Genomic DNA, 25435 nt, shown 5'->3' with positions numbered 1-25435 from the left:
CGAAATTTTGAGCTGAGCCGCCGCTAGCCGACGGGAGCCGCGTACCGGTCGCCGGCGTTCTCGGTGTTCCGAATGACCGTCGCGAGTTGTTCGGCGATGCCCGGCGCGCTGATGACGGTCGACGGGGACTTGTGGGTGTGGGGATTGCCCTGGGCGTCGGTGAGCTGTGCCCCCGCTTCGCGGGCGATCAGCGTCCCCGCCGCGGTGTCCCACGGCTTGTTGGACATCATCACGCAGGCGTCCAGGGATCCCTCGGCCACGAACGCGAGGTCCAGGGTCGCCGCGCCGATCATGCGGATGCGCTCGACGCGCGGCACCAGCTCGGCGGTGAGCGCCAACCGGTGCTGATTCAGCCTGCCGGCGTCGTGGCCGACGGCGTAGTCGCCGAGACTCACGATGGCCCCGCTGAGGCTGTCGGCGGCGCTGGCGTTGATCCGCTGCCCGTTGACAAAGGCGCCCTTGCCCTCGATCGCGTGGTAGGTCTTGCCGAGCAGGGGCGCATGGGTGACGGCGACGACGGTGCGGCCACCCCGCAGCAGGGCCAGCGATACGGCGCACAACGGGAGCCCGTGGACGAAGTTCGAGGTTCCGTCGATGGGGTCGAGCACCCAGAGCCACTCGGAGGTTTCGATGTCCGGTTGTTGCTCGGACTCTTCGGCCAGTAGTGCGATGTCAGGTGTGGTTTGGGCCAGGTAATCGGCGATGTCGCGCTGGATCGCGAGGTCGATGTCGGTGACCAGGTCGCGGTCGCCCTTGTGCTGCACCGAACTCGGCTGTGATTTCTTGAGCGTGGCCGCACCGATTTGCGTTGCTTGCCAGGCAATTTCGAAAAGCTCTTGCATTGTCTTCATGCGACAGACTTGCCCTCGCTTCCAGGGGGTAGCGCGTGGTCGGCGTCTTTCGATGGTAGGGGATAGGTGATTTCACATCACAGTCGCATCACGGTATATCACGGTCACATCACGAAGCGTCATGCATCCGTTCCCGAGTGAAACACGCACCATTATCGGTGTTTTCGCCGGTAGGCCGCCTTGCCCCCGCGGCATTTCACCCAAGATTGGTAATGTGCCACAAGCGAATTCGATGGTGTCGCAGATCACATCGCCGCAAGGTTTCGATTGCCTTCGTGAAGGGCACGGCGCCCCTGTGTCTGCCGGGTCACAAAATTGCCAAAATTCCATCGCCAATCTTATTGTGCTGGAAAGCGGTAACTTCCGGGCCCAAGAATTTTTGCTAATGCGATGTCTTCGGCTGCGGTCCCCACGGCGTCCGCCGCGCTCGGTTATTGTCTCCAAGCGAGCGATCTTCGGGGGCTCATACGTTGCACAAGGGTTGGCTTAAGCCGCTCGGCGTTTTGCTCCTGAATCGTTTATGTCGAAGGAACCCCACACCCCAACCTGGCAGGCAGGTGATTGAAAAGTGACAGTGATTGATGAGATATACAGCTCGTCCAGCACGATTCCGACCGTCGCCCTCAACGACGAGGCGAAGATGCCGGTGCTTGGTCTCGGAGTAGCCAAGTTGTCCGATGAGGAGACGGAAAGCTCGGTACTCGCGGCCCTGGAGGTCGGCTGCCGCCTCATCGACACCGCTGCCTCCTACGGAAACGAAGAAGCCGTCGGGCGTGCGATCGCCGCGTCGGGCATCCCGCGTGAGGAGTTGTTCGTCGCCACCAAGCTGGGCACGTCGCGGCAGGGCTTCCAGAGTGCGCAGGAGTCGTGCAAGGAGAGCCTGGACCGTCTTGGGCTGGATTACCTCGACCTCTACCTGATCCACTGGCCGGCGCCGAAGCTGGGCAAGTACGTGGAGAGCTTCGAGGGCATGAAGGTCGCCCGCGACGAGGGGCACGTCCGCTCGATCGGCGTCTGCAACTTCACCGAGGAACTGCTGACGAACGTCATCGAGGAGACCGCCGAGGTGCCCGCGGTGAACCAGGTCGAGCTGCACCCGCGCCTCAACCAGGCCGAGCTGCGCGAGGCCCACCTCAAGCACGAGGTACAGACGCAGTCCTACAGCCCGCTGGGTGTCGGCAAGATGCTCGAGGACCCGATCGTCACGTCGATCGCCGCCGAGTACGGCCGCACGCCGGCGCAGGTGCTGGTCCGCTGGAACCTGCAGCTGGACAACGTCGTCGTCTCGCGGTCGTCCAAGCCCGAGCGCGTCGCCCAGAACCTGGACGTGTTCGACTTCACCTTGGAGCCCGAGCACATGGAGGCCATCGACGGATTGCATGACGGCACCCGGGTGCTGCACGATCCGATGACCTTCATGGGGACGTAATACGGTCTAGTACGCACAAACCCCAATGCGGCCGAATTGCCGGACACAGTCCGGTAATTCGGCCGCATGCGTTTACCGCCAGTGTACCGGCGGGCCGTGCGGGTGGCAGTCGCCCAGGACGCGTGACTCGCCGCCGGGCCAGCTGCGGGCGCACACCTCGAACCTGATCGGGGCGCCAGGACCATCGCGCGCCGGCTCCATCGTCAGGTGGACGAACGGCGAGCGCGCATCGGCGCGTGCCGCCAGCGCGTCCACGTGGGCGCGCACCGCGTCGCGTTCTTTCGCCGACAGGTATTGCCAGGTGATGGAATGCCACAGAATGGTGAGCGCGCCGCCGGCCAGCTCGAGGCCGGCGACCGCGTCGGCCGCCGTCCGGCGTTCGAGGCGGGCCGGGACCCGGCGGGCGACATCGATGGCCCCGCGCAGCCGGGCCAGCCGCGCGCCCTGGTCGGGCCAGACGTAGCTCAGCACGGTCATCTCCCCGTCGGCGTCGCCGACGTCGATGGGCGCGATGTCATACCCATGCCGCTCGACGATCCGCACGTCGCGCTCGGGCGGCAGCGCGCCGCGCCACGCGTCATCGATGGCCACCGGCGAGCCGGGCGCTCCCCACTGGCTCCCGGCGAAGCGGTAGCGGTAATGGTCGGCTCGCAGGTTCAGCCCCGCGCTCGACCCGATCTCGAAAAGCCTTACGGGCAACCCGAATTGATTGAGGTGCAGCAGTCCGCCGATCAGCGCGGCCGATCGGCCCACCTCGTTGGTCTGCGGTGGTTGGTCCAAAGCCGCGCGCAGCGCATCGGCGTGGCCGGCCGCGGTGTCGCGGATTTCGGGCCAGGCCGATGCGGCGTTCCAGCTGCCGCCGGTGCTGGGATACCAGCGGCGCAGGTGCGCCGCGCGGCCGTCGAGCACCAGCCGGTGCAGCCCGCCGAGCAACCTGAGCGGCACCGCGTCGCGCGAGGGGCGTCGCGGTGCCCGGACAGAATGGCGGCGAACACGCCGCCGGCTTCGACGTCGCCGGCCACCAGCTCGAACAGCTCGCCGTACATCGCGGAGCCCGACGAGGCGCAGAACCCGCCCTGGGCGCGCAGCGTGTGCACCAGGTGCTCGACGCTCAAGTGTCCAGCTCGTTCAGACCCGCGCCGACCACGTCGAAGGCGTTGCCCAGGGCGACCGGCAGCGGGACCGATTCATCGCTGAGCCAGTGTTCGTAGGCCGACAGCGCCACCCCGAGCATCGTCCAGGCGGTGGTCTGTGGCAGCAGGTCGGTTGTCTTGCAATCGCAACGGCGGGCCACGAATCCGGCGATCACCTCGCGCCAGCCGGCGTACATCGTCATCGAATAGGCCTGCAGCTCAGCGGTTTGCAGGATCACCCGCATGCGCTGCCGGTGCCGGGCGGTCTCGGATTCGTCAAAGGTGTTGAAGGCCAACAACGCAGCGCGCAACGCATCGCCCAGACGCACCCGGGAATCCACGTTGTCGAGCAGGTCCCGCAGGTGGGCGAGGTGGGTGTCGAAATCGCCCCACGGGATGGCGTTCTTGGACGCGTAATAGCGGAAGAGTGTGCGCCGGGAGATGCCGGCGGCCTGGGCGACGTCGTCGACGCTCACGTCGGCGAAACCGCGGGCGGTGAACAGGTCGATGGCCACGTCGGTGATGTGGCCCGGCGTGGTCGAGCGGCGCCTGCCCACCCGCGGCTGCGGCATCTCCAGGCCCCGCCCTTCCATTTCGGCACTCGATGCCATATTCTGGCCGCGAGTGTGACTCAGACCCCATCGTTGTCAAGACCCGACGAAAGGCAAGGCCCCGTGGACCACGAAACCGAAACTGACCCCCAACTCGTCACCGAGACGCTGGTCGAAGAGGTGTCCATCGACGGCATGTGCGGGGTCTACTGACCGTGCCTGCGCCCGCGCAGGCACGCACGGCTCGCCCCGCCGGCGACACCGTGTTCGACCCTGATCGCGGCTGGCGACTGCACCCGCAGGTGGCGGTGCGGCCGGAACCGTTCGGCGCGCTGCTCTATCACTTCGGCACCCGCAAGCTGTCGTTCCTGAAGAACCGCACCATCCTCACGGTGGTGCAATCGCTGACCGACCACCCCGATGTCCGCGCCGCCTGTCGCGCGGCGGGCATCGATGACGCCGGGCAGGGTCCCTACCTGCACGCGCTGGGTGTGCTCGTCGACTCCAAGATGCTGGTGCCCCGGGAGGACCATCAATGACCGCACCGCCCCAAGCGGCCGTACCGCGGCTGATCGAGCAGTTCGAGCACGGGCTCGACGCGCCCATCTGCCTCACCTGGGAGCTCACCTACGCCTGCAACCTCGCGTGCGTGCACTGCCTCTCGTCGTCGGGCAAACGGGATCCGCGCGAGCTGTCCACCCGTCAGTGCATGGACATCATCGATGAGCTGGAACGCATGCAGGTGTTCTACGTCAACATCGGCGGTGGCGAACCCACTGTGCGCCCGGACTTTTGGGAGCTCGTCGACTACGCGACCGCCCACCACGTCGGCGTCAAGTTCTCCACCAACGGCGTGCGCATCACGCCCGAGGTCGCCGCGCGGTTGGCGGCCAGCGACTACGTCGACGTCCAGATCTCGCTGGACGGTGCCACCGCCGAGGTCAACGACGCCGTGCGCGGGCCCGGGTCGTTCGACATGGCGGTGCGTGCGCTGCAGAATCTGGCCGACGCCGGCTTCAAAGACGCCAAGATCTCCGTGGTCGTCACCCGGCACAACGTCGACCAGCTCGACGAATTCGCCGCACTGGCAAGCCGTTACGGTGCCACCCTGCGGATCACCCGGTTGCGCCCCTCCGGGCGCGGCGCCGATGTCTGGGAGGAGCTGCACCCTACCGCCGACCAGCAGGTCCAACTGTATGACTGGCTGGTCGCCAAGGGCGAGCGGGTGCTCACCGGCGACTCCTTCTTCCACCTGGCCCCGCTCGGTCAGTCCGGGGCGCTGGCCGGCCTGAACATGTGCGGCGCGGGCCGCGTCGTGTGCCTGATCGACCCCGTCGGTGACGTGTACGCCTGCCCGTTCGCCATCCATGACCGCTTCCTGGCAGGAAACGTGCTGACGGACAACGGTTTTGACAACGTGTGGAAGAACGCTCCGTTGTTCCGCGAGCTGCGCGAACCGCAGTCGGCGGGAGCCTGCGGCAGCTGCGGGCATTACGACAGCTGCCGTGGCGGCTGCATGGCGGCCAAGTTCTTCACCGGCCTGCCGCTCGACGGGCCGGACCCCGAATGCGTCCAGGGCCACAGCACGTCGGCGCTGGCGCACGACCGCGAGACGCCGCGCCCCCGGGCCGACCACTCCCGCGGCAAGCGCATCCGCCAACCGGTGCCGCTCACGCTGTCGCTGCGGCCGCCGACGGTCACGCCCGCGGCGCCACCGGCCCGCATGTGTAACGAAAGCCCGGTGTGACAATGGCCGAGAAATGGTTTGAAACCGTTGCCATCGCGCAGCAGCGCGCCAAGCGCCGGCTGCCGAAATCGGCCTATTCGTCGTTGATTTCGGCGAGCGAAAAGGGAATCACGGTTTCCGACAACGTCGAGGCCTTCGGCGAACTCGGTTTCGCCCCCCACGTCGTCGGCGCGCCGGCCAAGCGCGACATGGCGACCAGCGTGATGGGGCAGGACATTTCGATGCCGGTGCTGATCTCACCGACCGGCGTGCAGGCCGTGCACCCCGACGGCGAGGTGGCCGTCGCGCGGGCCGCCGCCGCCCGCGGCACCGCCATGGGGCTGTCCTCGTTCGCCAGCAAGCCGATCGAAGAGGTCATCGCGGCCAACCCCAAGTTGTTCTTCCAGGTGTACTGGCTGGGTGACCGCGACGCGATCGCCGCGCGGGTCGAGCGCGCCCGGGCGGCCGGCGCGGCGGGCCTGATCGTCACCACCGACTGGAGCTTCTCGCACGGCCGCGACTGGGGCAGCCCGTCGATCCCGGAGAAGATGGACCTCAAGACCATCCTCAAGATGAGCCCGGAGGTCATTACCAAGCCGCGGTGGTTCCTGCAGTGGGCGAAGACCATGCGCCCCCCGGAGCTGCGGGTGCCCAACCAGGGCCGCCGCGGCGAGCCCGGGCCCCCCTTCTTCGCGGCCTACGGCGAGTGGATGGGCACGCCGCCGCCGACCTGGGAAGACATCGCCTGGCTTCGCGAGCTGTGGGGCGGGCCGTTCATGCTCAAGGGCGTAATCCGCGTCGATGACGCCAAAAGGGCTGTGGACGCGGGGGTTTCGGCGATCTCGGTGTCGAATCACGGCGGCAACAACCTGGACGGCACGCCGGCCGCGATCCGCGCTCTGCCAGCGATAGCCGAGGCCGTCGGCGATCAGGTCGAGGTGCTGCTCGACGGCGGCATCAGGCGCGGCAGCGACGTCGTGAAGGCGCTGGCCTTGGGGGCGCGCGCCGTGATGATCGGCCGGGCGTACCTGTGGGGCCTGGCCGCGGCCGGCCAACCGGGCGTGGAGAACGTCCTCGACATTCTGCGCGGGGGCATCGACTCGGCCCTGATGGGTCTGGGGCATTCCTCGATCCACGACCTCGGGCCCGGCGACATCCTGGTGCCGGCCGGTTTCACCCGGGCGCTGGGCGTGCCCCCGGCCGGCGGATAGCGAAAGCCGGGCTATCCAGGGCGGCTTTGTCGGAATTATTTGACGGCCTCGGAAATCGTGGTACGGGCGGGGTAACCGTGACGAACGAGCCGACAATTCGAATGGCCGGTGAACGCCGCGGAAAAAAACTTATTTTGAGGCTTCAACAATTGGTGCACGCCAGGTGAATTCGTCCTACCATCACCGAGTGCCCGTACCCGGCGAACTAGGAACAGCGACGTCGAGCCAGCTGTCCGGCAAGACGGCATCGGTCCTGATTCCGCTGGGTTCGACCGAGCAACACGGTCCGCACCTGCCGCTGGACACCGACACCCGGATCGCGACGGCGGTCGCGCGCCGCGCTCGAGCCCGCCTCGGGGACGAGTGGCTGGTGGCCCCGGCCGTCGCCTACGGCGCGAGTGGGGAGCACCAGAGCTTCGCCGGGACGATCTCGCTGGGCACCGACGCGCTGACGCTGCTGCTGGTCGAGTACGGCAGGTCGGCCGGCACGTGGGCCGATCGCCTGGTGTTCGTCAACGGGCACGGCGGCAACGTCGCCGCGCTGAACGCCGCGGTGGGCAGGCTGCGCGCCGAGGGCCGCGACGCCGGATGGTGCCCGTGCGTGGCCGCCGGCGCTGACGCCCACGCCGGTCATACCGAAACATCGGTCCTGCTGCATATCTCGCCGGCCGATGTCCGGACCGACCGGTGGCGCGCCGGCAACACCGCGCCCCTGCCCGAGTTGCTCGGGTCGATGCGCCGCGGGGGAGTCGCGGCGGTCAGCCCGGTCGGCGTGCTCGGCGACCCGACCACCGCCACCGCCGCCGAGGGGGAGCGCATCGTCGCCGAGATGGTCGAGGAGTGTGTCCGCCGCGTCGCCCGCTGGGGTCCCAGCCCCGACGGGATGCTGGCATGACCGCGCCCGCCCCCCGGCTGCCCGACGGTTTCGCGGTCCAGGTCGACCGCCGCGTGCGGGTGCTCGGCGACGGCTCGGCCCTGCTCGGCGGGTCGCCGACCCGACTGCTCAAGCTGGCCCCGGCCGCACAGGACATGCTCTGCGACGGCCGGTTGAAGGTGCGCGACGACCTCAGCGCCCAGCTCGCCCGCACCCTGCTGGACGCCACGGTGGCCCACCCCCGGCCTGCGGGTGGCCCGTCGCACCACGATGTCACCGTGGTAATACCGGTGCGCAACAACCTTTCTGGCGTGCGGCGCCTGGTGAGCTCGCTGCGCGGCCTGCGCGTCGTCGTGGTCGACGACGGCTCGTCCCCTCCCGTCGAGCCCGAAGACTTCGTCGGCGCGCACTGCGACATCGAGGTGTTGCGCCACCACCGCAGCAAGGGCCCGGCGGCCGCCCGCAACAGCGGGCTGGCGGCCTGCCGGACGGACTTCGTGGCGTTCCTGGATTCCGACGTGGCGCCGCGCCGGGGCTGGCTGGAGGCCCTGCTCGGTCACTTCTGCGACCCCACCGTCGGCCTGGTCGCGCCGCGCATCGTCGGCCTGTCGCACAGTGAGAACGTGGTGGCGCGCTACGAGGCGGTGCACTCCTCGCTCGACCTCGGCGAGCGCGAAGCCCCGGTGTTGCCCCACAGCACGGTGTCGTATGTCCCCAGCGCGGCGATCATCTGTCGGTGCTCGGCCATCCGCGAGGTCGGCGGGTTCGACGAGACGTTGCAGTCCGGCGAGGACGTCGACCTGTGCTGGCGGCTGATCGAGACCGGGGTCCGGCTGCGGTACGAGCCCATCGCGCTGGTCGCCCACGACCACCGCACCGAACTACGGGATTGGCTTGCGCGCAAAGCGTTTTACGGCGGTTCGGCGGCCCCGCTGTCGGTGCGCCACCCGGACAAGACGGCGCCGGTGGTGATCTCCGGTTGGGCGCTGATGACCTGGATCCTGATGGCCTTCGGGTCCACGCTGTCGCGGCTGGCGTCCATCGTGCTGGCCGTCGTGACGGGTCGGCGCATCGCGCGGGCGATGCGCAGCGCGGAGACGTCGATGTCCGATGTCGCCGTGATCGCGGGCCGCGGCCTGTGGTCGGCGGCGCTGCAGCTGGCGTCGGCGCTGTGCCGGCACTATTGGCCGCTGGCGTTGGTCGCCGCGACCATGTCGCGGCATTTCCGGCGGGTGGTGGTGGTCGCGGCTGTCATGGACGGGGTGGTCGACTGGCTTCGCCGCCGCGACGCCATCGGCGACGACGTCGAGCCGATCGGGCTGCCGACCTATCTGGTGCTCAAGCGCGTCGACGACCTGGCGTACGGCCTCGGGTTGTGGTGGGGTGTGCTACGGGAGCGCAACGTGCGCGCCCTGAAGCCCCAGATCCGGAGTTAGCCACCGCCTTGACCGCAGCCGTCTCGCACAGCGATGTGCTGATCGTCGGCGCCGGCAGTGCTGGATCGGTTGTCGCGGAACGCCTTTCCGCCGATCCGGGCCGTACGGTCACCGTCCTCGAAGCGGGCCCCGCCCTCGACGACCCGGGCCTGCTCGCACAGACCGCCAACGGGCTCCAGCTGCCGATCGGTGTGGGCAGCCCGCTGGTCCGGCGCTATCAGACCCACCTCACCGAGGAACCCGCCCGCCGGCATCCCCTCGTGCGCGGCGCCACGGTGGGCGGATCGGGAGCGATCAACGGCGGCTACTTCTGTCGCGGATTGCCCCGCGACTTCGACCGCATGGACCTACCGGGCTGGGGATGGCCCGACGTGCTGGATAGCTTCCGGGCCATCGAGACCGACCTGGACTTCGACGGCCCCGCCCACGGCGACAGCGGCCCCATCCTCGTGCGCCGGACCCACGAGATGACCGGAACCACGGAGCGTTTCATCACCGCCGCCCAGCGTGCCGGGTTCGGCTGGATCGCTGACCTCAACGACGTTGCGGCGGAGCCGGTTTCGGGCATCGGCGCCGTCCCGCTCAACATCGTCGACGGCGTGCGCCGGGGGTCCGGCGCGGGGTATCTGATCCCGGCGCTGAGCCGGCCGAACCTGTGCCTGCGCTCGCGGACCCGGGCGGCGCGGTTGCGTTTCGACGGGACCGTCGCGGTGGGGGTGGACGCGATCGGGCCGCACGGCCACACCACGTTCACCGCCGACCGAATCATCTTGTGCGGCGGCGCGATTGAAACGGCGCATCTCCTCATGCTCTCGGGCATCGGTGCGGCCGACATGCTGGCCGCCGCCGGGGTGCCGGTGGTCGCGGCGCTGCCGGTCGGGGCGTCGTTCAGCGACCATGCCGAGTGGGTGTTGCCCACCGACTGGGTGGTGGCCCCAGGGCGGCCCGTGCTCGAGGTGGTGCTCAGCACGGCAGATGGCCTTGAGATCAGGCCGTACACGGGCGGATTCGTGGCGATGACCGGTGACGGCACCGCCGGACATCCCGACTGGCCGCACATCGGGGTGGCGCTCATGCAACCACGGGCGCGGGGCCGCATCACGCTGGTCTCGGCCGATCCCGACGTGGCGCCGCGCATCGAGCACCGCTACGACAGCGAGCCCGACGACGTCGCGGCCCTGCGCCGGGGCCACGAATTGGCCCGCGAATTGGCCGGTAACAGAATCGGTTCCGCGTCAGCTGTCTGGTCCACGTCGCAACACCTGTGCGGCACCGCGCCGATGGGGGTCGACGGCGACCCGCGGGCCGTCGTCGACCCGCGGTGCCGCGTCTACGGCGTCGACAACCTGTGGGTGATCGACGGCTCGGTCCTGCCCGCGATCCCCAGCCGCGGTCCGCACGCCACGATCGTGATGCTCGGGCACCGGGCCGCGGAGTTCGTTCAATGACCTAACGGTGATCTCGTCGGCGCAGACACCGGGGTTTCGACCCGATAGTCTCGTTTCAGACAGGAGGTGGTCGCCATTACCACCGGGACGACCGATCCGCGCCCGGCGAGGTCGCGGGCCAGGCTGCTGGACGCGGCCGTCACGCTGCTGCGCGCCGGGGGCCCCAGCGCGGTGACGGTCGACGCGGTCACCCGCACCGCCAACGTGGCCAGGGCGACCCTGTATCGCCACTTCCCGAGCGGAAATGACTTGCTGGCAGCGGCTTTCAACAGCCTGATACCGGCGTCGCCGACCCCGCCGGCCGAGGGGTCGCTGCGCGACCGGCTGGTCGCGGTGGTGCTGGCCCAGGCCGAGTCCGTGGCCCACGCGCCCACCATCATGACGGCCATGTCCTGGCTGGCGCTGGGGCGTGACCTGGAGGGGCTGCCCGAACCCCGGCACAGCGTCAATGCCGACAGCGCGGCGATCACCACCCTGCGCGAGCGGATCGCCCAGCAGTACGCGGAGCCGTTCGACGTCATCTTCGACAGCCCGGAGGCCGCCGAGCTGGGCGAGGTCGACCGATCCCGGGCGATCGCCATGCTCATCGGCCCCCTGGTGTTGGGGCGCCTGTCCACCCTGCCCGATTTCGACTACCGCGAATGCGCGCTGGCGGCGGTCGACGGCTTCCTGCACGTGCAGACCAATCGGGCTAACGCAGCGAATACCGAATCGGCAGGTGCTTGAGACCACCGACGAACGTGGTGGCGATGAGTTCCGGTTCCCCAGCGCACTCGACCGATTCCAGCCGGGGCAGTAGCTCGGTGAAAAAGCTGTTCACCTCCATGCGGGCCAGCGCGGCCCCCAGGCAGAAGTGGACGCCGTAGCCAAAGGCCAAGTGCTTGTTGGGGTCTCGGCCCACATCGAACCGGAACGGGTCGTCGAACACCTCCTCGTCGCGGTTCGCCGACACGTAGGACAGATAGACCGATTCACCGGCGGCGATCGGCACGCCGCGAACGGTGGTGTCCGTTACCGCGGTGCGCATGAACTCCTTGACCGGCGTCACCCAGCGGATCATCTCCTCGGTCGCCAACGGCATCAATCCGGGGTCGGCGGTCAACCGGGCGCGCTGGTCGGGGTTTTCGATCAGCGCCTGCAGGCCGCCGGCGATGGTGGCGCTCGTGGTGTCGTGGCCGGCGGTCGCGATGATGACGTAATAGGAGGCCGTGTCGACGTCCGACAGTGGCTCGCCGTCGACGCGCGCGTTGGCGATCGCCGAGGCCAGGTCGTCGGTGGGATGGGCCCGCCGCGCCGCGGTGAGATCGCTGAAGTAGCTGAAGAAATCGAGCAGGATCTGCATCTGCTCCTCGGGCGTGGTGCCCCGCTTGAACTCCTCGTCGTCGCCGCCGAAGAGCTCCTGGGTGAGTTTGAGCATGCGCGGGAAATCCGATTCGGGCAGGCCCAGCAGCGACAAGATCACGTACAGCGGGTAGTTCACGGCGACCTCCTGCACGAAATCGCATTCGCCGCCCGCGGCCAGCATCTTGTCGACGTAGATCTTGGCCAGCTCGTCGACCCTGACCTTCAGCGCGCGCATGGCCTTGGGGCGAAACCAGTCGGCACCGATCGCGCGCACCACCCGGTGCCGGGGATCGTCCATGTGGATCAGGGTGCGCAGCCCCATGCCGGCGTCCAGCTGGGCGCGCGCGAAGTCGTCGGCCTCGGCGGGCGCGAGCAACGGCCGCGGCTCGTTGAGGAACAGGTCATTGGCCCGCTCGATCTCCATGACGTCGGCGTGCTTGGTGATCGCCCAGAACGGTCGATACGGCGGACAGTCGACCAACGCCACCGGCGCGTGCGCGCGCAGGTGCGTCAGCGCCGCATGCAGCCGCGGCTCGTCGGCGTAGGCGGTGGGGTCGGCGAACACCTTGACGGCCTGTGCGGTTTCCGGATCCACGGTCGGTGTGCTCATGGCACCAGTCTTGGCCCCGGCGCCGGCCATCTCAAGGCCTCTGACCAGCGGGTTAGTGTAGTGTCGTGACCGCGCCCAGGGCGGGTGCGGCGGATTCGGTCCGGGATCTCGCCCGAATTTTGTTCGGGCCCCGATCTAGGGCATACTGTTCAGGTTGCCTTGAGCCGGGTTTGCGCCTGGTCGGGCATACGACCAGCGTCCAAACGGGCGCGTCCGGTCCCATCCTTCGAGAGCGACGAATTTCGATCCTGAAATCGGCGCGCCGAAGCCGCGTGAGGGTGACACACCCGACCGCGGGGGCCGGTGGACCACGACAGGTAAACAGCGGCGCAATATCCGGCGCAACGCTCGATCGGCCGACAATCGGCCGGCCCGATCGGCGCGCCGGTGGCACTGAGGACATGGATTATTTGAGCCCGGATACCGGGCCTCAACAGGAGTGAGGGTAGGAGAAGCGTGGCGGGACAGAAGATCCGCATCAGGCTTAAGGCCTACGACCATGAGGCTATCGACGCGTCGGCGCGCAAGATCGTCGAGACCGTCGTTCGCACGGGTGCCAGTGTCGTAGGGCCGGTGCCGCTGCCGACCGAGAAGAATGTGTATTGCGTCATCCGCTCTCCGCACAAGTACAAGGACTCGCGGGAGCACTTCGAGATGCGCACGCACAAGCGGCTGATCGACATCCTCGACCCGACGCCGAAGACCGTTGACGCGCTGATGCGCATCGACCTTCCGGCCAGTGTCGACGTCAACATCCAGTAGGGAGTTACAGAGCAATGGCGCGTAAGGGCATTCTCGGTACCAAGCTGGGCATGACGCAGGTATTCGACGAGAACAACAGGATTGTGCCGGTGACGGTCGTCAAGGCCGGACCGAACGTGGTGACCCGCGTCCGCACGCCGGAGCAGGACGGCTACAGCGCCGTTCAGCTGGCGTACGGCGAGATCAGTCCGCGCAAGGTGAACAAGCCGGTGACCGGTCAGTACGCGGCCGCGGGCGTCAACCCGCGCCGGTTCCTGGCCGAGCTGCGGTTGGACAACCCGGACGCCGCGGCCGAATACCAGGTCGGCCAGGAGCTGACCGCCGAGATCTTCACCGACGGCAGCTACGTCGACGTGACCGGAACCTCCAAGGGGAAGGGCTTCGCCGGCACCATGAAGCGCCACGGCTTCAGCGGTCAGGGCGCCAGTCACGGTGCCCAGGCGGTGCACCGTCGCCCGGGTTCCATCGGTGGTTGCGCCACCCCCGCCCGCGTGTTCAAGGGCACGCGGATGGCGGGCCGGATGGGTAACGACCGGGTGACCGTCCAAAACCTGTTGGTGCACAAGGTCGATACCGAGAACGGCGTGCTGCTGATCAAGGGTGCGGTCCCCGGCCGCACCGGTGGACTCGTGGTGGTCCGCAGCGCGGTCAAACGAGGTGAGAAGTGATGGCAGCACAAGGTTCCAAGACGCTCAAGATCGACGTCAAGACGCCGGCCGGCAAGGTCGACGGCTCGATCGAATTGCCGGCCGAATTGTTCGACGCCCCGGCCAATATCGCGCTGATGCACCAAGTCGTCACCGCCCAGCGGGCGGCGGCGCGCCAGGGCACGCATTCGACCAAGACCCGCGGCGACGTCAGCGGCGGTGGCCGTAAGCCGTACCGGCAGAAGGGAACCGGCCGCGCGCGGCAGGGTTCCACGCGGGCCCCGCAGTTCACCGGCGGTGGCGTCGTGCACGGCCCCAAGCCGCGTGATTACAGCCAGCGCACGCCCAAGAAGATGATCGCCGCGGCGTTGCGCGGCGCACTGTCCGACCGGGCGCGCAACGGGCGCATCCACGCGGTCACCGAAATCGTCACCGGCCAAACGCCTTCGACGAAGAACGCCAAGGCGTTCCTGGGCACGCTGACCGACCGTAAGCAGGTGTTGGTCGTGATCGGACGCAGCGACGAAGCCGCCGCCAAGAGCGTGCGCAACCTGCCCGGTGTGCACGTTCTGACACCGGGCCAGCTCAACACCTATGACGTGCTGCGCTCCGACGACGTGGTGTTCAGCGTGGAGGCCCTCAACGCCTACATCAGCGCCAACACCGGTACTCCCGAGGAGGTTTCGGCCTGATGGCGACCGTCACTGACCCCCGCGACATCATTTTGGCCCCGGTCATCTCGGAGAAGTCCTATTCGCTCCTCGATGACAACGTGTACACGTTCGTGGTGCACCCCGATTCGAACAAGACGCAGATCAAGATCGCCATCGAGAAGATCTTCTCCGTCAAGGTCGCGTCGGTGAACACCGCGAACCGGCAGGGTAAGCGGAAGCGCACCAGGACCGGGTTCGGCAAGCGCAAGAGCACCAAGCGGGCCATCGTCACGCTGGCGCCGGGTAGCAAGCCGATCGATCTGTTCGGGGCACCGGCCTAGCCGCCGCGAGAGGAAGACCTGATTAGACATGGCAATTCGTAAGTACAAGCCGACGAGCCCCGGCCGTCGCGGCGCAAGCGTCTCCGATTTCTCCGAGGTCACTCGTTCCACCCCGGAGAAGTCGTTGGTTCGGCCGCTGCACGGTCACGGTGGGCGTAACGCGCACGGCCGCATCACCACCCGCCACAAGGGTGGCGGCCACAAGCGTGCCTACCGGGTGATCGACTTCCGTCGCAACGACAAGGACGGCGTCAACGCCAAGGTCGCCCACATCGAATACGACCCCAACCGGACCGCCAACATCGCGTTGCTGCACTTCCTGGACGGGGAGAAGCGCTACATCATTGCGCCGCAGGGTCTTTCACAGGGCGATGTGGTGGAGACGGGTCCGAACGCGGACATCAAGCCGGGCAACAACCTGCCGTTGCGCAATATCCCGGCCGGTACCGTGATCCACGCCGTGGAACTGCGGCCGGGCGGTGGTGCCAAGCTGGCGCGTTCGGCCGGTGCGAGCATTCAGTTGCTCGGTAAGGAGGGCACCTACGCGTCGCTGCGTATGCCCAGCGGTGAGATCCGTCGCGTCGACGTGCGCTGCCGCGCCACCGTCGGCGAGGTGGGCAACGCCGAGCAGGCGAACATCAACTGGGGGAAGGCCGGCCGCATGCGGTGGAAGGGCAAGCGCCCTTCGGTCCGTGGTGTGGTCATGAACCCGGTGGACCACCCGCACGGTGGTGGTGAGGGTAAGACCTCCGGTGGTCGTCACCCGGTGAGCCCGTGGGGTAAGCCCGAGGGCCGCACCCGCCACCCGAACAAGGCCAGTAACAAGCTCATTGTCCGACGCCGGCGCACCGGCAAGAAGCACGGGCGCTGAGGAAGTCCCAGGACTAGGAGTACCAGCACATGCCACGCAGCCTGAAGAAGGGCCCGTTCGTCGATGGCCACCTGCTCAAGAAGGTGGACACGCAGAACGAGAAGAACACCAAACAGGTGATCAAGACATGGTCGCGGCGTTCGACGATCATTCCTGACTTCATCGGCCACACCTTCGCCGTCCACGACGGACGCAAGCACGTCCCGGTGTTCGTCACCGAGTCGATGGTCGGCCACAAGCTTGGTGAATTCGCCCCCACCCGCACCTTCAAGGGACACATCAAGGACGACCGGAAGGCCAAACGGCGATGACCACGACTGAATTTCCCTCGGCGGTGGCCAAAGCACGCTTCGTGCGGGTGTCGCCGAGAAAGGCGCGCCGGGTGATCGACCTGGTGCGCGGCCGCTCGGTGGCCGACGCGCTGGACATCTTGCGCTGGGCGCCGCAGGCCGCCAGCGAGCCGGTGGCCAAGGTCATCGCCAGCGCCGCGGCCAACGCGCAGAACAACAACGGGCTGGACCCGTCGACCCTGGTGGTCGCCACCGTCTACGCCGACGAGGGCCCGACGGCCAAGCGCATCCGCCCGCGCGCCCAGGGCCGCGCGTTCCGGATCCGCAAGCGCACCAGCCACATCACCGTCGTGGTGGAGAGCCGCCCGGCGAAAGACCAGCGGTCGGCGAAGTCGACCCGGGCCCGTCGCGCCGAGGCCAGCAAGGCCGCCGCCAAGAAGGCGCCGGCCACCAAGGCGCCCGCCAAGAAGGCCGCGGCAAAAGCGCCCGCGAAGAAGGCCGCACCGAAAGCCGAAGCCAAGACGTCTGAGACTTCTGACGCGAAGGGAGGCTCAGACTAGTGGGCCAGAAGATCAATCCGCACGGCTTCCGGCTGGGCATCACGACCGACTGGAAGTCGCGCTGGTACGCCGACAAGCAGTACTCGGACTACGTCAAGGAAGACGTCGCGATCCGGCGGCTGCTGTCGACCGGCCTGGAGCGGGCCGGGATCGCCGACGTGGAGATCGAGCGCACCCGCGACCGCGTCCGGGTGGACATCCACACCGCGCGTCCGGGCATCGTCATCGGCCGTCGCGGCACCGAGGCCGACCGCATCCGTGCCGATCTGGAGAAGCTGACCGGCAAGCAGGTGCAGCTCAACATCCTCGAGGTCAGAAACCCTGAGTCGCAAGCACAATTGGTGGCCCAGGGCGTCGCCGAGCAGCTGAGCAACCGGGTCGCGTTCCGCCGGGCGATGCGCAAGGCCATCCAGTCGGCGATGCGCCAGCCCAACGTCAAGGGCATCCGGGTGCAGTGCTCCGGCCGTCTCGGTGGTGCCGAGATGAGCCGCTCGGAGTTCTACCGCGAGGGCCGGGTGCCGCTGCACACGCTGCGGGCGGACATCGACTACGGCCTGTACGAGGCCAAGACCACCTTCGGCCGGATCGGCGTGAAGGTGTGGATCTACAAGGGCGACATCGTCGGTGGCAAGCGCGAGCTGGCCGCCGCCGCCCCCGCGGGTGCCGAGCGTTCCCGCCGTGAGCGTCCGTCGGGCACCCGCCCGCGCCGCAGTGGCGCGTCGGGCACCACGGCCACCAGCACCGAGGCCGGCCGGGCCGCCAGCGCCGAAGAGGGCGCTGCGAGCGCCGCCGCACCCGCTGCAGAACCGCAAAGCACGGAGAGCTGAATCATGTTGATTCCACGCAGAGTTAAACACCGCAAGCAGCACCACCCACGCCAGCGCGGCATCGCCAGCGGCGGCACGGCGGTGAACTTCGGTGACTACGGCATCCAGGCCCTGGAGCACGCCTACGTCACCAACCGGCAGATCGAGTCCGCTCGTATCGCCATCAACCGGCACATCAAGCGTGGCGGCAAGGTGTGGATCAACGTGTTCCCCGACCGCCCGCTGACCAAGAAGCCCGCGGAAACCCGGATGGGTTCGGGTAAGGGTTCGCCGGAGTGGTGGGTCGTCAACGTCAAGCCGGGCCGGGTGCTGTTCGAGCTCAGCTACCCCAACGAGCAGACCGCCCGGGCGGCGCTCACCCGCGCAATCCACAAGTTGCCGATCAAGGCGCGCATCGTGACTCGAGAGGATCAGTTCTGATGGCAGTGGGAATTTCGCCGGGCGAACTGCGCGAGCTCACCGACGAGGAGCTGACCGAGCGGTTGCGCGAGTCCAAAGAAGAGCTGTTCAACCTGCGTTTCCAGATGGCGACCGGCCAGCTCACCAACAACCGCCGGCTCCGCACCGTGCGTCAGGAGATCGCGCGCGTCTACACCGTGCTGCGCGAACGAGAACTGGGCCTGGCTTCCGGGCCCGATGGTAAGGAATCGTGATGGCAGAAGCCAAGAAGGCCGCCCCCAAGAAGGCCGCTGCAGCGCAGGCCGCCTCAAAGGACAAGGGCCCCAAGAACACCCCGGCGAACCCGAAGGTGCGCGGCCGGCGCAAGATGCGCATCGGTTACGTGGTGAGCGACAAGATGCAGAAGACCATCGTGGTCGAACTGGAAGACCGCGTGCGTCACCCGCTGTACGGCAAGATCATCCGGACCACCACGAAGGTCAAGGCGCACGACGAGAACAGCACCGCCGGGATCGGCGACCGCGTCTCGCTGATGGAGACGCGCCCGACGTCGGCCACCAAGCGCTGGCGGCTCGTCGAAATTCTGGAAAAGGCGAAATAACCCCTCACGCGTATGTGCGTTCGCCGAGCGTAACCTCACTGCGAAAGAACGGCCGAATTCTCGCAGTGGCGTTACGCTCGGCGCATGTCTCCTGACTTCCGCGGCGAGTTCAACGGCAAAATCGAGCTGGATATCCGGGATTCCGAACCGGATTGGGGCCCCTACGCCGCGCCGACCGCGCCACAGGACGCACCGAACGTCCTTTATCTGGTGTGGGACGACACGGGCATCGCGACCTGGGACTGCTTCGGCGGCTTGGTCGAGATGCCCACGATGTCGCGCATCGCCGAGCGCGGCGTCCGGCTTTCGCAGTTTCACACCACCGCGCTGTGTTCGCCGACCCGCGCGTCGTTGCTCACCGGGCGCAACGCCACGACCGTGGGCATGGCCACCATCGAGGAGTTCACCGAGGGCTTCCCGAACGCCAACGGCCGCATCCCGTTCGACACCGCCCTGCTGTCCGAGGCTCTCGCCGAGCAGGGGTACAACACCTACTGCGTGGGCAAGTGGCACCTGACGCCGCTGGAGGAATCGAACCTGGCGTCGACGAAGCGGCACTGGCCGATCTCCCGTGGCTTCGAACGGTTCTACGGGTTCCTGGGCGGGGAGACCGACCAGTGGTACCCCGACCTGGTGTACGACAACCATCCCGTGAACCCGCCGGCCACCCCGGAGGACGGCTACCACCTCTCCAAGGACCTCGCCGACAAGACGATCGAATTCATCCGTGACGCCAAAGTGATTGCGCCCGAGAAGCCTTGGTTCTCCTACGTGTGCCCCGGCGCCGGGCACGCGCCACATCACGTCTTCTCCGAATGGGCCGACCGCTACACGGGCCGCTTCGACATGGGCTACGAGCGCTACCGCGAGATCGTGCTGGAAAAGCAGAAGTCGATGGGAATCGTGCCGCCGGACACCGAACTCTCGCCGGTCAACCCGTACCTCGACGTGAAGGGGCCCGACGGCCAGGAGTGGCCCCTGCAGGACACGGTGCGCCCGTGGGACTCGCTGACCGACGAGGAGAAGAAGCTGTTTTCCCGGATGGCCGAAGTGTTCGCCGGGTTCCTGAGCTACACCGACGCCCAGATCGGCCGGATCCTGGACTATCTCGAGGAATCGGGCCAGATCGACAACACCATCATCGTGGTGATCTCCGACAACGGCGCCAGCGGCGAGGGCGGCCCGAACGGATCGGTCAACGAGGGCAAGTTCTTCAACGGCTACATCGACACCGTCGAAGAGAGCATGAAGCTGTTCGAGCATCTGGGCGGGCCGCAGACCTACAACCATTACCCGATCGGGTGGGCGATGGCGTTCAACACTCCCTACAAGCTCTACAAGCGCTACGCCTCCCACGAGGGCGGGATCGCCGACACCGCAATCATCTCCTGGCCCAACGGGATTGCCGCACACGGCGAGGTTCGTGACCACTACGTCAACGTCTGCGACATCACTCCGACCGTCTACGACTTGCTCGGGCTGACGCCGCCGGACACCGTCAAGGGCATCGCGCAGAAGCCACTCGATGGCGTGAGTTTCAAAGGGGCCCTTACTGATCCGGGCGCCGCCACCGGCAAAAGCACCCAGTTCTACACCATGTTGGGTACCCGCGGGATCTGGCACGAAGGGTGGTTCGCCAACACCGTGCACGCGGCCACACCGGCCGGCTGGTCGCATTTCGACGCCGACCGTTGGGAACTGTTCCACATCGAGGCCGACCGCAGCCAGTGCCACGACCTCGCGGCGGAAAAGCCGGAGAAACTCGAGGAACTCAAGGCGTTGTGGTTCTCGGAGGCCGCCAAGTACAACGGGCTGCCGCTGTCGGATTTCAACATCCTGGAGACCCTGGGGCGCTCGCGACCATATCTGGTCGGCGAACGGTCCACCTACATCTACTATCCCGATTGCGCGGATGTGGGCATCGGCGCCGCCGCCGAAATCGGCGGCCGGTCGTTCTCGGTGTTGGCCGAGGTGACCATCGATACCACCGGCGCTGAGGGCGTGCTGTTCAAGCAGGGCGGCGCGCACGGGGGGCACGTGTTGTTCATCCAGGACGGGCGGCTGCATTACGTGTACAACTTCCTCGGCGAGCGCCAGCAGGAAGTCTCCTCGTCACAGCCCGTGCCGTTGGGCAGGCATCTGTTCGGCGCCAGCTACTCGCGGACCGGGACGGTCGAAAATTCTCACACGCCGCTCGGAGACCTCACGCTGTTCATCGACGACGAGGTCGTCGGAACGCTCGCCGGGGTGATCACCCACCCCGGCACCTTCGGCCTGGCGGGCGCCGGCATCACGGTGGGGCGCAACGGCGGATCGGGTGTGTCCAGCCGCTTCAAAGCGCCCTTCGCATTCACCGGCGGAACCATCGCGCAGGTCACCGTCGACCTGTCCGGTCGCTCCTATCGAGACGTGGAAACCGAGATCGCGCTGGCCTTTTCGCGTGACTGACCCGACCGCGCGAGGCGAGGGCCGCCGCCGGTGCCGGATCGGTGGAATCGCGGGCCCGGCGCCCGCGTCGTTATCCGCTGAAAAGTGCCGGGTGCGCTGCTAGCATCACGCTGCGTGATGGCCCAATGACCTCCCGGCCCGCGACACCGGCCGGTGCGCGCGGACGGCAGGCCGCGATTGCGTTCGGGATCGTCGCCTTCCTGGTCGTCATCTACGTGCTGTCGCTGATCGCCGTGCACCTGTTGGCCAAATCGGCGCCCGCCCTGCCCGCGGTGGACCTGAGCAAGTTCGAGGCCGAGGACAGCGTCGTGCAGGTGCGCCTCGAGAAGCTGGACACCGTGGCCAACCGGCTGACGGTCAATGTGCTGGTCTATCCCAAAGATACGTTGTACGACAAGAACTTCGGCGTGCTGACCACCGACGCCGCGGTGCGCCTGTACCCGGACAACGACCTGGGCGACCTGCAGTACCCGGTGGGAAAGGCCCCGGCGCAAGTGAGTACGACGATCGAGGCGCACGGTGACCCCGCGAACTGGCCGTTCGATTCGTACGAGACGGGGGTCATCTCGGCCGACGTCTTCACCGGATCCGGGTCGCATCGGGAGAAGACGGCGGCGCGAGTCGAAGCCACCGGGCGGCTGGACGGCTGGGATGCCACGGTCACCCGCGTGCACGCCGCGGAAGACGCCAGCCCAGATGTCAAGGACGACTTGATCATTACGCTGCACCGGGCCAAGGGCCAGCTGATCTTCGATGTCGGGATCTGCTTGGTGTTGATCTCGCTGCCCGTCTTGGCGCTGTGGGTGGCCATTCCCGTGGCGTTGGGCAGGACCTCGTTCTTGCCGCCGCTCACGACGTGGTACGGCGCAATGCTGTTCGCCATCGTCCCGCTGCGCAACATCCTGCCGGGCAGCCCGCCGTACGGCTCGTGGGTGGACCAGGCCATCGTGCTGTGGGTGCTGATCGGGTTGGTCGTCGCGCTGACCCTGTTCCTGGTCGGCTGGTGGCGCCAACGCGATCGAAAAACGCCCACCAAGGCCTGAACCCGGGTTCGTCATACCCTGGACCCGTGCTGAGCGAACTGGTCGACCTCCCCGGCGGGTCATTCCGCATGGGCTCGACCAGCTTTTACCCCGAAGAGGCGCCGATCCACACGGTCACGGTCGGACCCCTTGCGGTGGAACGGCACCCGGTGACCAATGCGCAGTTCGCCGAATTCGTCGCCGCCACCGGGTATTCGACGGTGGCCGAGCAACCGATCGACCCGGCGCTGTACCCCGGTGCGGACCCCGACGATCTGTGTCCGGGCGCAATGGTTTTCCGCCCGACCCCGGGGCCGGTGGACCTGCGCGACTGGCGACAGTGGTGGCAGTGGGTGCCGGGCGCGAGCTGGCGTCACCCGTTCGGACCCGACAGCGACGTGGCCGACCGCGCCGATCACCCGGTGGTCCAGGTCGCCTATCCCGACGCCGCGGCCTACGCGCGCTGGGCGGGGCGCCGGCTGCCGACCGAGGCCGAATGGGAGTATGCGGCCCGCGCCGGAAGTACCACGACGTACTCGTGGGGTGAGGAGGCCACCAGCGACGGCCGGCTGATGGCCAACACCTGGCAGGGCAGCTTCCCCTACCGCAATGACGGGGCGCTCGGCTGGGTGGGGACCTCGCCGGTGGGCACGTTCGCGCCCAATGCGTTCGGCCTCGTCGACATGATCGGCAACGTCTGGGAGTGGACCGCGACCGAGTTCTCCGCGCATCACCGGCTCGATTCGCCGCCCAAGGCCTGCTGTGCCCCGTCGGGCCCGGCCGATCCGGCCGTCAGTCAGACGTTGAAGGGCGGCAGCCACCTGTGCGCGCCGGAGTACTGCCACCGATATCGGCCGGCGGCCCGGTCCCCGCAATCGCAGGACTCCGCGACCACTCACATCGGGTTTCGCTGCGTGGCGGATTCGCGTTCGCGCTAGGCGGGCGGGTTGTCGGTCCCGTGTGGCATAGTCGAACGTATGTTCGATGAGGCGGGGCGTCTTGCGGGGATCGCGGCGCTGGAGGAGCTCATCGAGCGTTGTCATCCGTCGGTGACGGCGGAGTCGGCGGCGCTGCTGGTGCACGTCGGGATGGTGGCGCGGGTGGAGAATCGGGCGGCCGCGGCGCAGTTGGTGGCGGTCGGGGAGTTGTTTGCCTACCGGCTGTCGCGTTGTGCGGAGACCGAGGACTGGGCGATCGATACCGAGGCGGCGGTGGCCGCCGAGGTGGCTGCCGAGTTGCGGGTCGGCCAAGGGTTGGCGGCGAGCCGGGTGCGCTACGCGCGGGCGCTGCGCGAGCGGTTGCCGAAGGTGGGGGCGGTCTTTGCGGCCGGGGATATTGATTACCGGATGTTTCAGACCATCGTGTTCCGCACGGATTTGATCGTGGACCCGGATGTACTGGCGTCGGTGGACGCGGTGTTGGCGAGCAATGTGGGCCGGTGGCCGTCGCTGAGTCAGGGCCGGTTGGCCGCGCAGGTGGACAAGGTGGTGGCCCACGCCGATGCCGATGCGGTGCGCCGGCGCCAGGAACACGCGGACGGCCGGCAGGTGTGGTTCGCCGACATGGGGGATGGGTTGGCGCATGTGGAGGGCACGCTGGCCAGCCCCGATGCCCACGCGCTGGACAAGCGCCTGGAGGCGTTGGCGGCCACGGTGTGTGCCCGCGACCCGCGGATCCGTGAACAGCGTCGCGCGGATGCGTTGGGGGCCTTGGCCGCTGACGCCGAGCGGTTGGGGTGCCGGTGCGGGCGTGCGGAGTGCGCGGCCGGGGGCCGGGGCGCAAGCCCGGTGGTGATCCATGTGATCGCCGAGCAGGCCAGCCTCAACGGCTGCGGATCCGTGCCGGCCGCCGAGATCGGTGCCGAGGGGTTGATCCCGCCCGAACTGCTCGCCGAGTTGGCGGCCTCAGCCAAACTGGTGCCGCTGATCCATCCCGGGGATGCGCCCCCTGAGCCCGGCTATGTGCCCTCGACCGGGCTGGCCGCGTTTGTGCGGTGTCGGGATCTGACGTGTCGCTGGCCGGGCTGTGATCGCCCGGCCACCGCCTGCGACCTCGACCACACCATCCCGTATGCCGAGGGCGGGCCCACCCATGCCGCCAACCTCAAGGCGCTGTGCCGTACGCATCATTTGGTGAAAACGTTTTGGGGCTGGCGCGAAAAGCAACTGGCCGATGGCACGCTGATCTTGACCTCCCCGGCCGGGTGCACCTATGTCACCACCCCGGGCAGCGCACTGCTATTCCCCAGCCTGTGCGCGGCCACCGGCGCCATCCCGGCCCCCGAAGCCGACCCACCCCCGAACTACTGCACCGCGCGCACCGCGATGATGCCCCAACGCCGCCGCACCCGCACCCAAGACCGCGCCACCCGCGTCGCCACAGAACGCAAGCACAACCGCGACGCCCGGCTCGCACGGCGGGCCCCGTCGGCGACCTGCTCGTGGCCCGCCGTCTACGGCCCCGACGACGATCCGCCGCCGTTTTAGGTGCAGAATTTCCCCATCTCGATGCCGTCAAAGCAGAATTTGGCTCTGAGCTGGTCGTCCCCTAGACTCTAGGGGTTGCCTTGGGCAGACCTCGGCCGGTGCGAATCGGCCCCGCGTGCCCTTCGGTGACAAAGACCGCGCACGTCAGGTTTTTGGTGGGCCATGCCCGCCGAATGCTCACCCAGTGGGTTCTCCTGCCGTGCACACGCAACCAGGTCAGGAGATCGAGTGATTCAGCAGGAATCGCGGCTGAAGGTCGCCGACAACACCGGCGCCAAGGAGATCTTGTGCATCCGTGTGCTCGGCGGTTCGTCGCGACGCTACGCCGGCATCGGCGATGTCATCGTCGCCACCGTCAAGGACGCCATTCCCGGCGGCAACGTCAAGCGTGGGGATGTCGTCAAGGCCGTCGTGGTGCGCACGGTCAAGGAGCGCAGGCGTCCCGACGGCAGCTACATCAAATTCGACGAGAACGCCGCGGTGATCATCAAGCCCGACAACGACCCACGCGGGACGCGCATCTTCGGGCCCGTCGGCCGCGAACTGCGCGAGAAGCGGTTCATGAAGATCATCTCGCTGGCTCCGGAGGTTTTGTAGATGAAGGTCAAAAAGGACGACACCGTCCTGGTGATCGCGGGTAAGGACAAGGGCGCCAAAGGCAAGGTGCTCAAGGTCTACCCCGAGCGCAACCGGGTGCTGGTCGAGGGCGTCAACGCCATCAAGAAACACACCGCGGTTTCGACCAACCAGCGTGGCGCCCAGTCGGGCGGAATCGTCACCCAGGAAGCCCCGATCGACGCCTCCAACGTGATGGTGGTCGACTCGGACGGCAAGCCGACCCGCGTCGGCTACCGGGTGGACGAGGAGACCGGCAAGCGCGTCCGCATCTCCAAGCGCAACGGCAAGGACATCTGA

29 protein-coding genes and 1 pseudogene are annotated in these 25435 nt (G+C 67.8%); 26 read left to right on the top strand and 4 right to left on the bottom strand.

The features are described from left to right. Window positions 1-23: 23 nt before the first annotated feature. Window positions 24-851, bottom strand: coding sequence for an inositol monophosphatase family protein (locus tag G6N26_RS13715; protein ID WP_083018512.1), 828 nt, complete (start codon window positions 849-851; stop codon window positions 24-26). 568 nt (window positions 852-1419) lie between these two features. Between G6N26_RS13715 and G6N26_RS13710 the strand changes: the two genes are divergently transcribed. Beyond that, window positions 1420-2280, top strand: coding sequence for an aldo/keto reductase (locus G6N26_RS13710; RefSeq protein ID WP_082991291.1), 861 nt, complete (start codon window positions 1420-1422; stop codon window positions 2278-2280). 72 nt (window positions 2281-2352) lie between these two features. On the opposite strand, the pseudogene G6N26_RS13705 reads toward G6N26_RS13710, so the two are convergent. Together G6N26_RS13705 and mftR are read right to left on the bottom strand one after the other, a co-directional pair. Continuing rightward, a pseudogene (locus G6N26_RS13705) lies at window positions 2353-3395 on the bottom strand (DUF2332 domain-containing protein). Beyond that, window positions 3392-3985, bottom strand: a complete 594-nt coding sequence (mftR, locus tag G6N26_RS13700; RefSeq protein WP_083018570.1) for a mycofactocin system transcriptional regulator — start codon at window positions 3983-3985, stop codon at window positions 3392-3394. Before mftR ends, G6N26_RS13705 begins: the two are co-directional and overlap by 4 nt. Window positions 3986-4087: 102 nt before the next feature. Between mftR and mftA the strand changes: the two genes are divergently transcribed. The 8 genes from mftA to G6N26_RS13660 all read left to right on the top strand — a co-directional run bounded on the left by mftA (window position 4088) and on the right by G6N26_RS13660 (window position 11385). Further along, window positions 4088-4177, top strand: a complete 90-nt coding sequence (mftA, locus tag G6N26_RS13695; RefSeq protein WP_064883852.1) for a mycofactocin precursor MftA — start codon at window positions 4088-4090, stop codon at window positions 4175-4177. Beyond that, window positions 4162-4503, top strand: a complete 342-nt coding sequence (mftB, locus tag G6N26_RS13690; protein ID WP_197746755.1) for a mycofactocin biosynthesis chaperone MftB — start codon at window positions 4162-4164, stop codon at window positions 4501-4503. Before mftA ends, mftB begins: the two co-directional genes overlap by 16 nt. Continuing rightward, on the top strand, window positions 4500-5711 hold the full coding sequence (gene mftC / locus G6N26_RS13685) for a mycofactocin radical SAM maturase (protein WP_067166272.1): 1212 nt from the start codon (window positions 4500-4502) through the stop codon (window positions 5709-5711). Before mftB ends, mftC begins: the two co-directional genes overlap by 4 nt. Before the next feature lie 2 nt (window positions 5712-5713). Further along, on the top strand, window positions 5714-6901 hold the full coding sequence (gene mftD / locus G6N26_RS13680; RefSeq protein ID WP_083018510.1) for a pre-mycofactocin synthase MftD: 1188 nt from the start codon (window positions 5714-5716) through the stop codon (window positions 6899-6901). 163 nt (window positions 6902-7064) lie between these two features. Further along, the gene (mftE, locus tag G6N26_RS13675; protein ID WP_083018508.1) at window positions 7065-7796 is read left to right on the top strand and encodes a mycofactocin biosynthesis peptidyl-dipeptidase MftE; all 732 of its coding nucleotides are present in this window, start codon (window positions 7065-7067) and stop codon (window positions 7794-7796) included. After that, window positions 7793-9211, top strand: coding sequence for a mycofactocin biosynthesis glycosyltransferase MftF (gene mftF, locus G6N26_RS13670; RefSeq protein WP_067166282.1), 1419 nt, complete (start codon window positions 7793-7795; stop codon window positions 9209-9211). Before mftE ends, mftF begins: the two co-directional genes overlap by 4 nt. 8 nt (window positions 9212-9219) lie before the next feature. Beyond that, window positions 9220-10659, top strand: a complete 1440-nt coding sequence (mftG, locus tag G6N26_RS13665; protein ID WP_083018505.1) for a mycofactocin dehydrogenase MftG — start codon at window positions 9220-9222, stop codon at window positions 10657-10659. A gap of 171 nt (window positions 10660-10830) precedes the next feature. Next, complete coding sequence (locus tag G6N26_RS13660; protein ID WP_232067597.1) at window positions 10831-11385, top strand: TetR/AcrR family transcriptional regulator; 555 nt, start codon at window positions 10831-10833, stop codon at window positions 11383-11385. On the opposite strand, the gene G6N26_RS13655 is transcribed toward G6N26_RS13660, so the two are convergent. Next, window positions 11351-12613: a cytochrome P450 gene (locus G6N26_RS13655; protein ID WP_083018568.1), complete on the bottom strand. Its 1263-nt coding sequence runs from the start codon at window positions 12611-12613 to the stop codon at window positions 11351-11353. The two genes, G6N26_RS13660 and G6N26_RS13655, sit on opposite strands and share 35 nt — an antisense overlap. 456 nt (window positions 12614-13069) lie before the next feature. Here G6N26_RS13655 and rpsJ point away from each other — a divergent pair, with 456 nt between their 5' ends. The 17 genes from rpsJ to rplX all read left to right on the top strand — a co-directional run bounded on the left by rpsJ (window position 13070) and on the right by rplX (window position 25435). After that, window positions 13070-13375, top strand: a complete 306-nt coding sequence (gene rpsJ / locus G6N26_RS13650) for a 30S ribosomal protein S10 (RefSeq protein WP_003873519.1) — start codon at window positions 13070-13072, stop codon at window positions 13373-13375. Between the two features lie 14 nt (window positions 13376-13389). Continuing rightward, the gene (rplC, locus tag G6N26_RS13645; RefSeq protein ID WP_067166294.1) at window positions 13390-14043 is read left to right on the top strand and encodes a 50S ribosomal protein L3; all 654 of its coding nucleotides are present in this window, start codon (window positions 13390-13392) and stop codon (window positions 14041-14043) included. Beyond that, complete coding sequence (rplD, locus tag G6N26_RS13640) at window positions 14043-14714, top strand: 50S ribosomal protein L4 (protein ID WP_067166298.1); 672 nt, start codon at window positions 14043-14045, stop codon at window positions 14712-14714. Before rplC ends, rplD begins: the two co-directional genes overlap by 1 nt. After that, the gene (rplW, locus tag G6N26_RS13635) at window positions 14714-15016 is read left to right on the top strand and encodes a 50S ribosomal protein L23 (protein ID WP_003873516.1); all 303 of its coding nucleotides are present in this window, start codon (window positions 14714-14716) and stop codon (window positions 15014-15016) included. The genes rplD and rplW overlap by 1 nt, the downstream gene beginning before the upstream one ends. A gap of 28 nt (window positions 15017-15044) precedes the next feature. Further along, a complete protein-coding gene (gene rplB / locus G6N26_RS13630; protein ID WP_008260807.1) occupies window positions 15045-15887 on the top strand; it encodes a 50S ribosomal protein L2 in 843 nt (280 codons plus the stop codon). A gap of 29 nt (window positions 15888-15916) precedes the next feature. After that, entirely contained in the window at window positions 15917-16198 is a 282-nt protein-coding gene (gene rpsS, locus G6N26_RS13625; RefSeq protein WP_008260806.1) for a 30S ribosomal protein S19, read from the top strand. After that, on the top strand, window positions 16195-16737 hold the full coding sequence (gene rplV / locus G6N26_RS13620) for a 50S ribosomal protein L22 (protein WP_067166301.1): 543 nt from the start codon (window positions 16195-16197) through the stop codon (window positions 16735-16737). The genes rpsS and rplV overlap by 4 nt, the downstream gene beginning before the upstream one ends. Beyond that, complete coding sequence (gene rpsC, locus G6N26_RS13615) at window positions 16737-17564, top strand: 30S ribosomal protein S3 (protein ID WP_067166305.1); 828 nt, start codon at window positions 16737-16739, stop codon at window positions 17562-17564. Before rplV ends, rpsC begins: the two co-directional genes overlap by 1 nt. Window positions 17565-17567: 3 nt before the next feature. Further along, entirely contained in the window at window positions 17568-17984 is a 417-nt protein-coding gene (gene rplP, locus G6N26_RS13610; RefSeq protein ID WP_007773582.1) for a 50S ribosomal protein L16, read from the top strand. Beyond that, window positions 17984-18217: a 50S ribosomal protein L29 gene (rpmC, locus tag G6N26_RS13605; RefSeq protein ID WP_008260802.1), complete on the top strand. Its 234-nt coding sequence runs from the start codon at window positions 17984-17986 to the stop codon at window positions 18215-18217. The genes rplP and rpmC overlap by 1 nt, the downstream gene beginning before the upstream one ends. Further along, window positions 18217-18564, top strand: a complete 348-nt coding sequence (rpsQ, locus tag G6N26_RS13600) for a 30S ribosomal protein S17 (RefSeq protein WP_067166308.1) — start codon at window positions 18217-18219, stop codon at window positions 18562-18564. Before rpmC ends, rpsQ begins: the two co-directional genes overlap by 1 nt. 84 nt (window positions 18565-18648) lie before the next feature. Continuing rightward, window positions 18649-21012 (top strand): arylsulfatase, encoded by a 2364-nt coding sequence (locus G6N26_RS13595; RefSeq protein WP_083018503.1) that lies wholly within the window; start codon window positions 18649-18651, stop codon window positions 21010-21012. A gap of 125 nt (window positions 21013-21137) precedes the next feature. Next, window positions 21138-22055: a DUF4436 domain-containing protein gene (locus tag G6N26_RS13590; protein WP_083018501.1), complete on the top strand. Its 918-nt coding sequence runs from the start codon at window positions 21138-21140 to the stop codon at window positions 22053-22055. A gap of 26 nt (window positions 22056-22081) precedes the next feature. Further along, the gene (locus tag G6N26_RS13585) at window positions 22082-22972 is read left to right on the top strand and encodes a formylglycine-generating enzyme family protein (RefSeq protein WP_083018499.1); all 891 of its coding nucleotides are present in this window, start codon (window positions 22082-22084) and stop codon (window positions 22970-22972) included. Between the two features lie 39 nt (window positions 22973-23011). Next, complete coding sequence (locus tag G6N26_RS13580; protein WP_163648810.1) at window positions 23012-24520, top strand: HNH endonuclease signature motif containing protein; 1509 nt, start codon at window positions 23012-23014, stop codon at window positions 24518-24520. Between the two features lie 228 nt (window positions 24521-24748). After that, window positions 24749-25117, top strand: coding sequence for a 50S ribosomal protein L14 (rplN, locus tag G6N26_RS13575; protein ID WP_003403649.1), 369 nt, complete (start codon window positions 24749-24751; stop codon window positions 25115-25117). Continuing rightward, on the top strand, window positions 25118-25435 hold the full coding sequence (rplX, locus tag G6N26_RS13570) for a 50S ribosomal protein L24 (RefSeq protein ID WP_066818226.1): 318 nt from the start codon (window positions 25118-25120) through the stop codon (window positions 25433-25435).

It is taken from the genome of Mycobacterium marseillense (assembly GCF_010731675.1).
In the GTDB taxonomy this organism is placed as follows: Bacteria; Actinomycetota; Actinomycetes; order Mycobacteriales; family Mycobacteriaceae; genus Mycobacterium; species Mycobacterium marseillense.
The sequence above is the reverse complement of the archived record's forward strand: the minus strand, read 5'-3'. Positions and strand labels throughout refer to the sequence as shown.

Coding starts and splice junctions, on each gene's coding strand:
- mftF (WP_067166282.1), top strand. CDS start 7,793: ATGACCGCGCCCGCCCCCCGGCTGCCCGACGGTTTCGCGGTCCAGGTC.
- G6N26_RS13655 (WP_083018568.1), bottom strand. CDS start 12,613: ATGAGCACACCGACCGTGGATCCGGAAACCGCACAGGCCGTCAAGGTG.
- rplD (WP_067166298.1), top strand. CDS start 14,043: ATGGCAGCACAAGGTTCCAAGACGCTCAAGATCGACGTCAAGACGCCG.
- rpsS (WP_008260806.1), top strand. CDS start 15,917: ATGCCACGCAGCCTGAAGAAGGGCCCGTTCGTCGATGGCCACCTGCTC.
- rplP (WP_007773582.1), top strand. CDS start 17,568: ATGTTGATTCCACGCAGAGTTAAACACCGCAAGCAGCACCACCCACGC.
- G6N26_RS13715 (WP_083018512.1), bottom strand. CDS start 851: ATGAAGACAATGCAAGAGCTTTTCGAAATTGCCTGGCAAGCAACGCAA.
- mftR (WP_083018570.1), bottom strand. CDS start 3,985: ATGCCGCAGCCGCGGGTGGGCAGGCGCCGCTCGACCACGCCGGGCCAC.
- rpmC (WP_008260802.1), top strand. CDS start 17,984: ATGGCAGTGGGAATTTCGCCGGGCGAACTGCGCGAGCTCACCGACGAG.
- G6N26_RS13590 (WP_083018501.1), top strand. CDS start 21,138: ATGACCTCCCGGCCCGCGACACCGGCCGGTGCGCGCGGACGGCAGGCC.
- mftC (WP_067166272.1), top strand. CDS start 4,500: ATGACCGCACCGCCCCAAGCGGCCGTACCGCGGCTGATCGAGCAGTTC.
- rplB (WP_008260807.1), top strand. CDS start 15,045: ATGGCAATTCGTAAGTACAAGCCGACGAGCCCCGGCCGTCGCGGCGCA.
- mftD (WP_083018510.1), top strand. CDS start 5,714: ATGGCCGAGAAATGGTTTGAAACCGTTGCCATCGCGCAGCAGCGCGCC.
- G6N26_RS13580 (WP_163648810.1), top strand. CDS start 23,012: ATGTTCGATGAGGCGGGGCGTCTTGCGGGGATCGCGGCGCTGGAGGAG.
- rpsQ (WP_067166308.1), top strand. CDS start 18,217: ATGGCAGAAGCCAAGAAGGCCGCCCCCAAGAAGGCCGCTGCAGCGCAG.
- rplC (WP_067166294.1), top strand. CDS start 13,390: ATGGCGCGTAAGGGCATTCTCGGTACCAAGCTGGGCATGACGCAGGTA.
- rplX (WP_066818226.1), top strand. CDS start 25,118: ATGAAGGTCAAAAAGGACGACACCGTCCTGGTGATCGCGGGTAAGGAC.
- rplW (WP_003873516.1), top strand. CDS start 14,714: ATGGCGACCGTCACTGACCCCCGCGACATCATTTTGGCCCCGGTCATC.
- rplV (WP_067166301.1), top strand. CDS start 16,195: ATGACCACGACTGAATTTCCCTCGGCGGTGGCCAAAGCACGCTTCGTG.
- G6N26_RS13595 (WP_083018503.1), top strand. CDS start 18,649: ATGTCTCCTGACTTCCGCGGCGAGTTCAACGGCAAAATCGAGCTGGAT.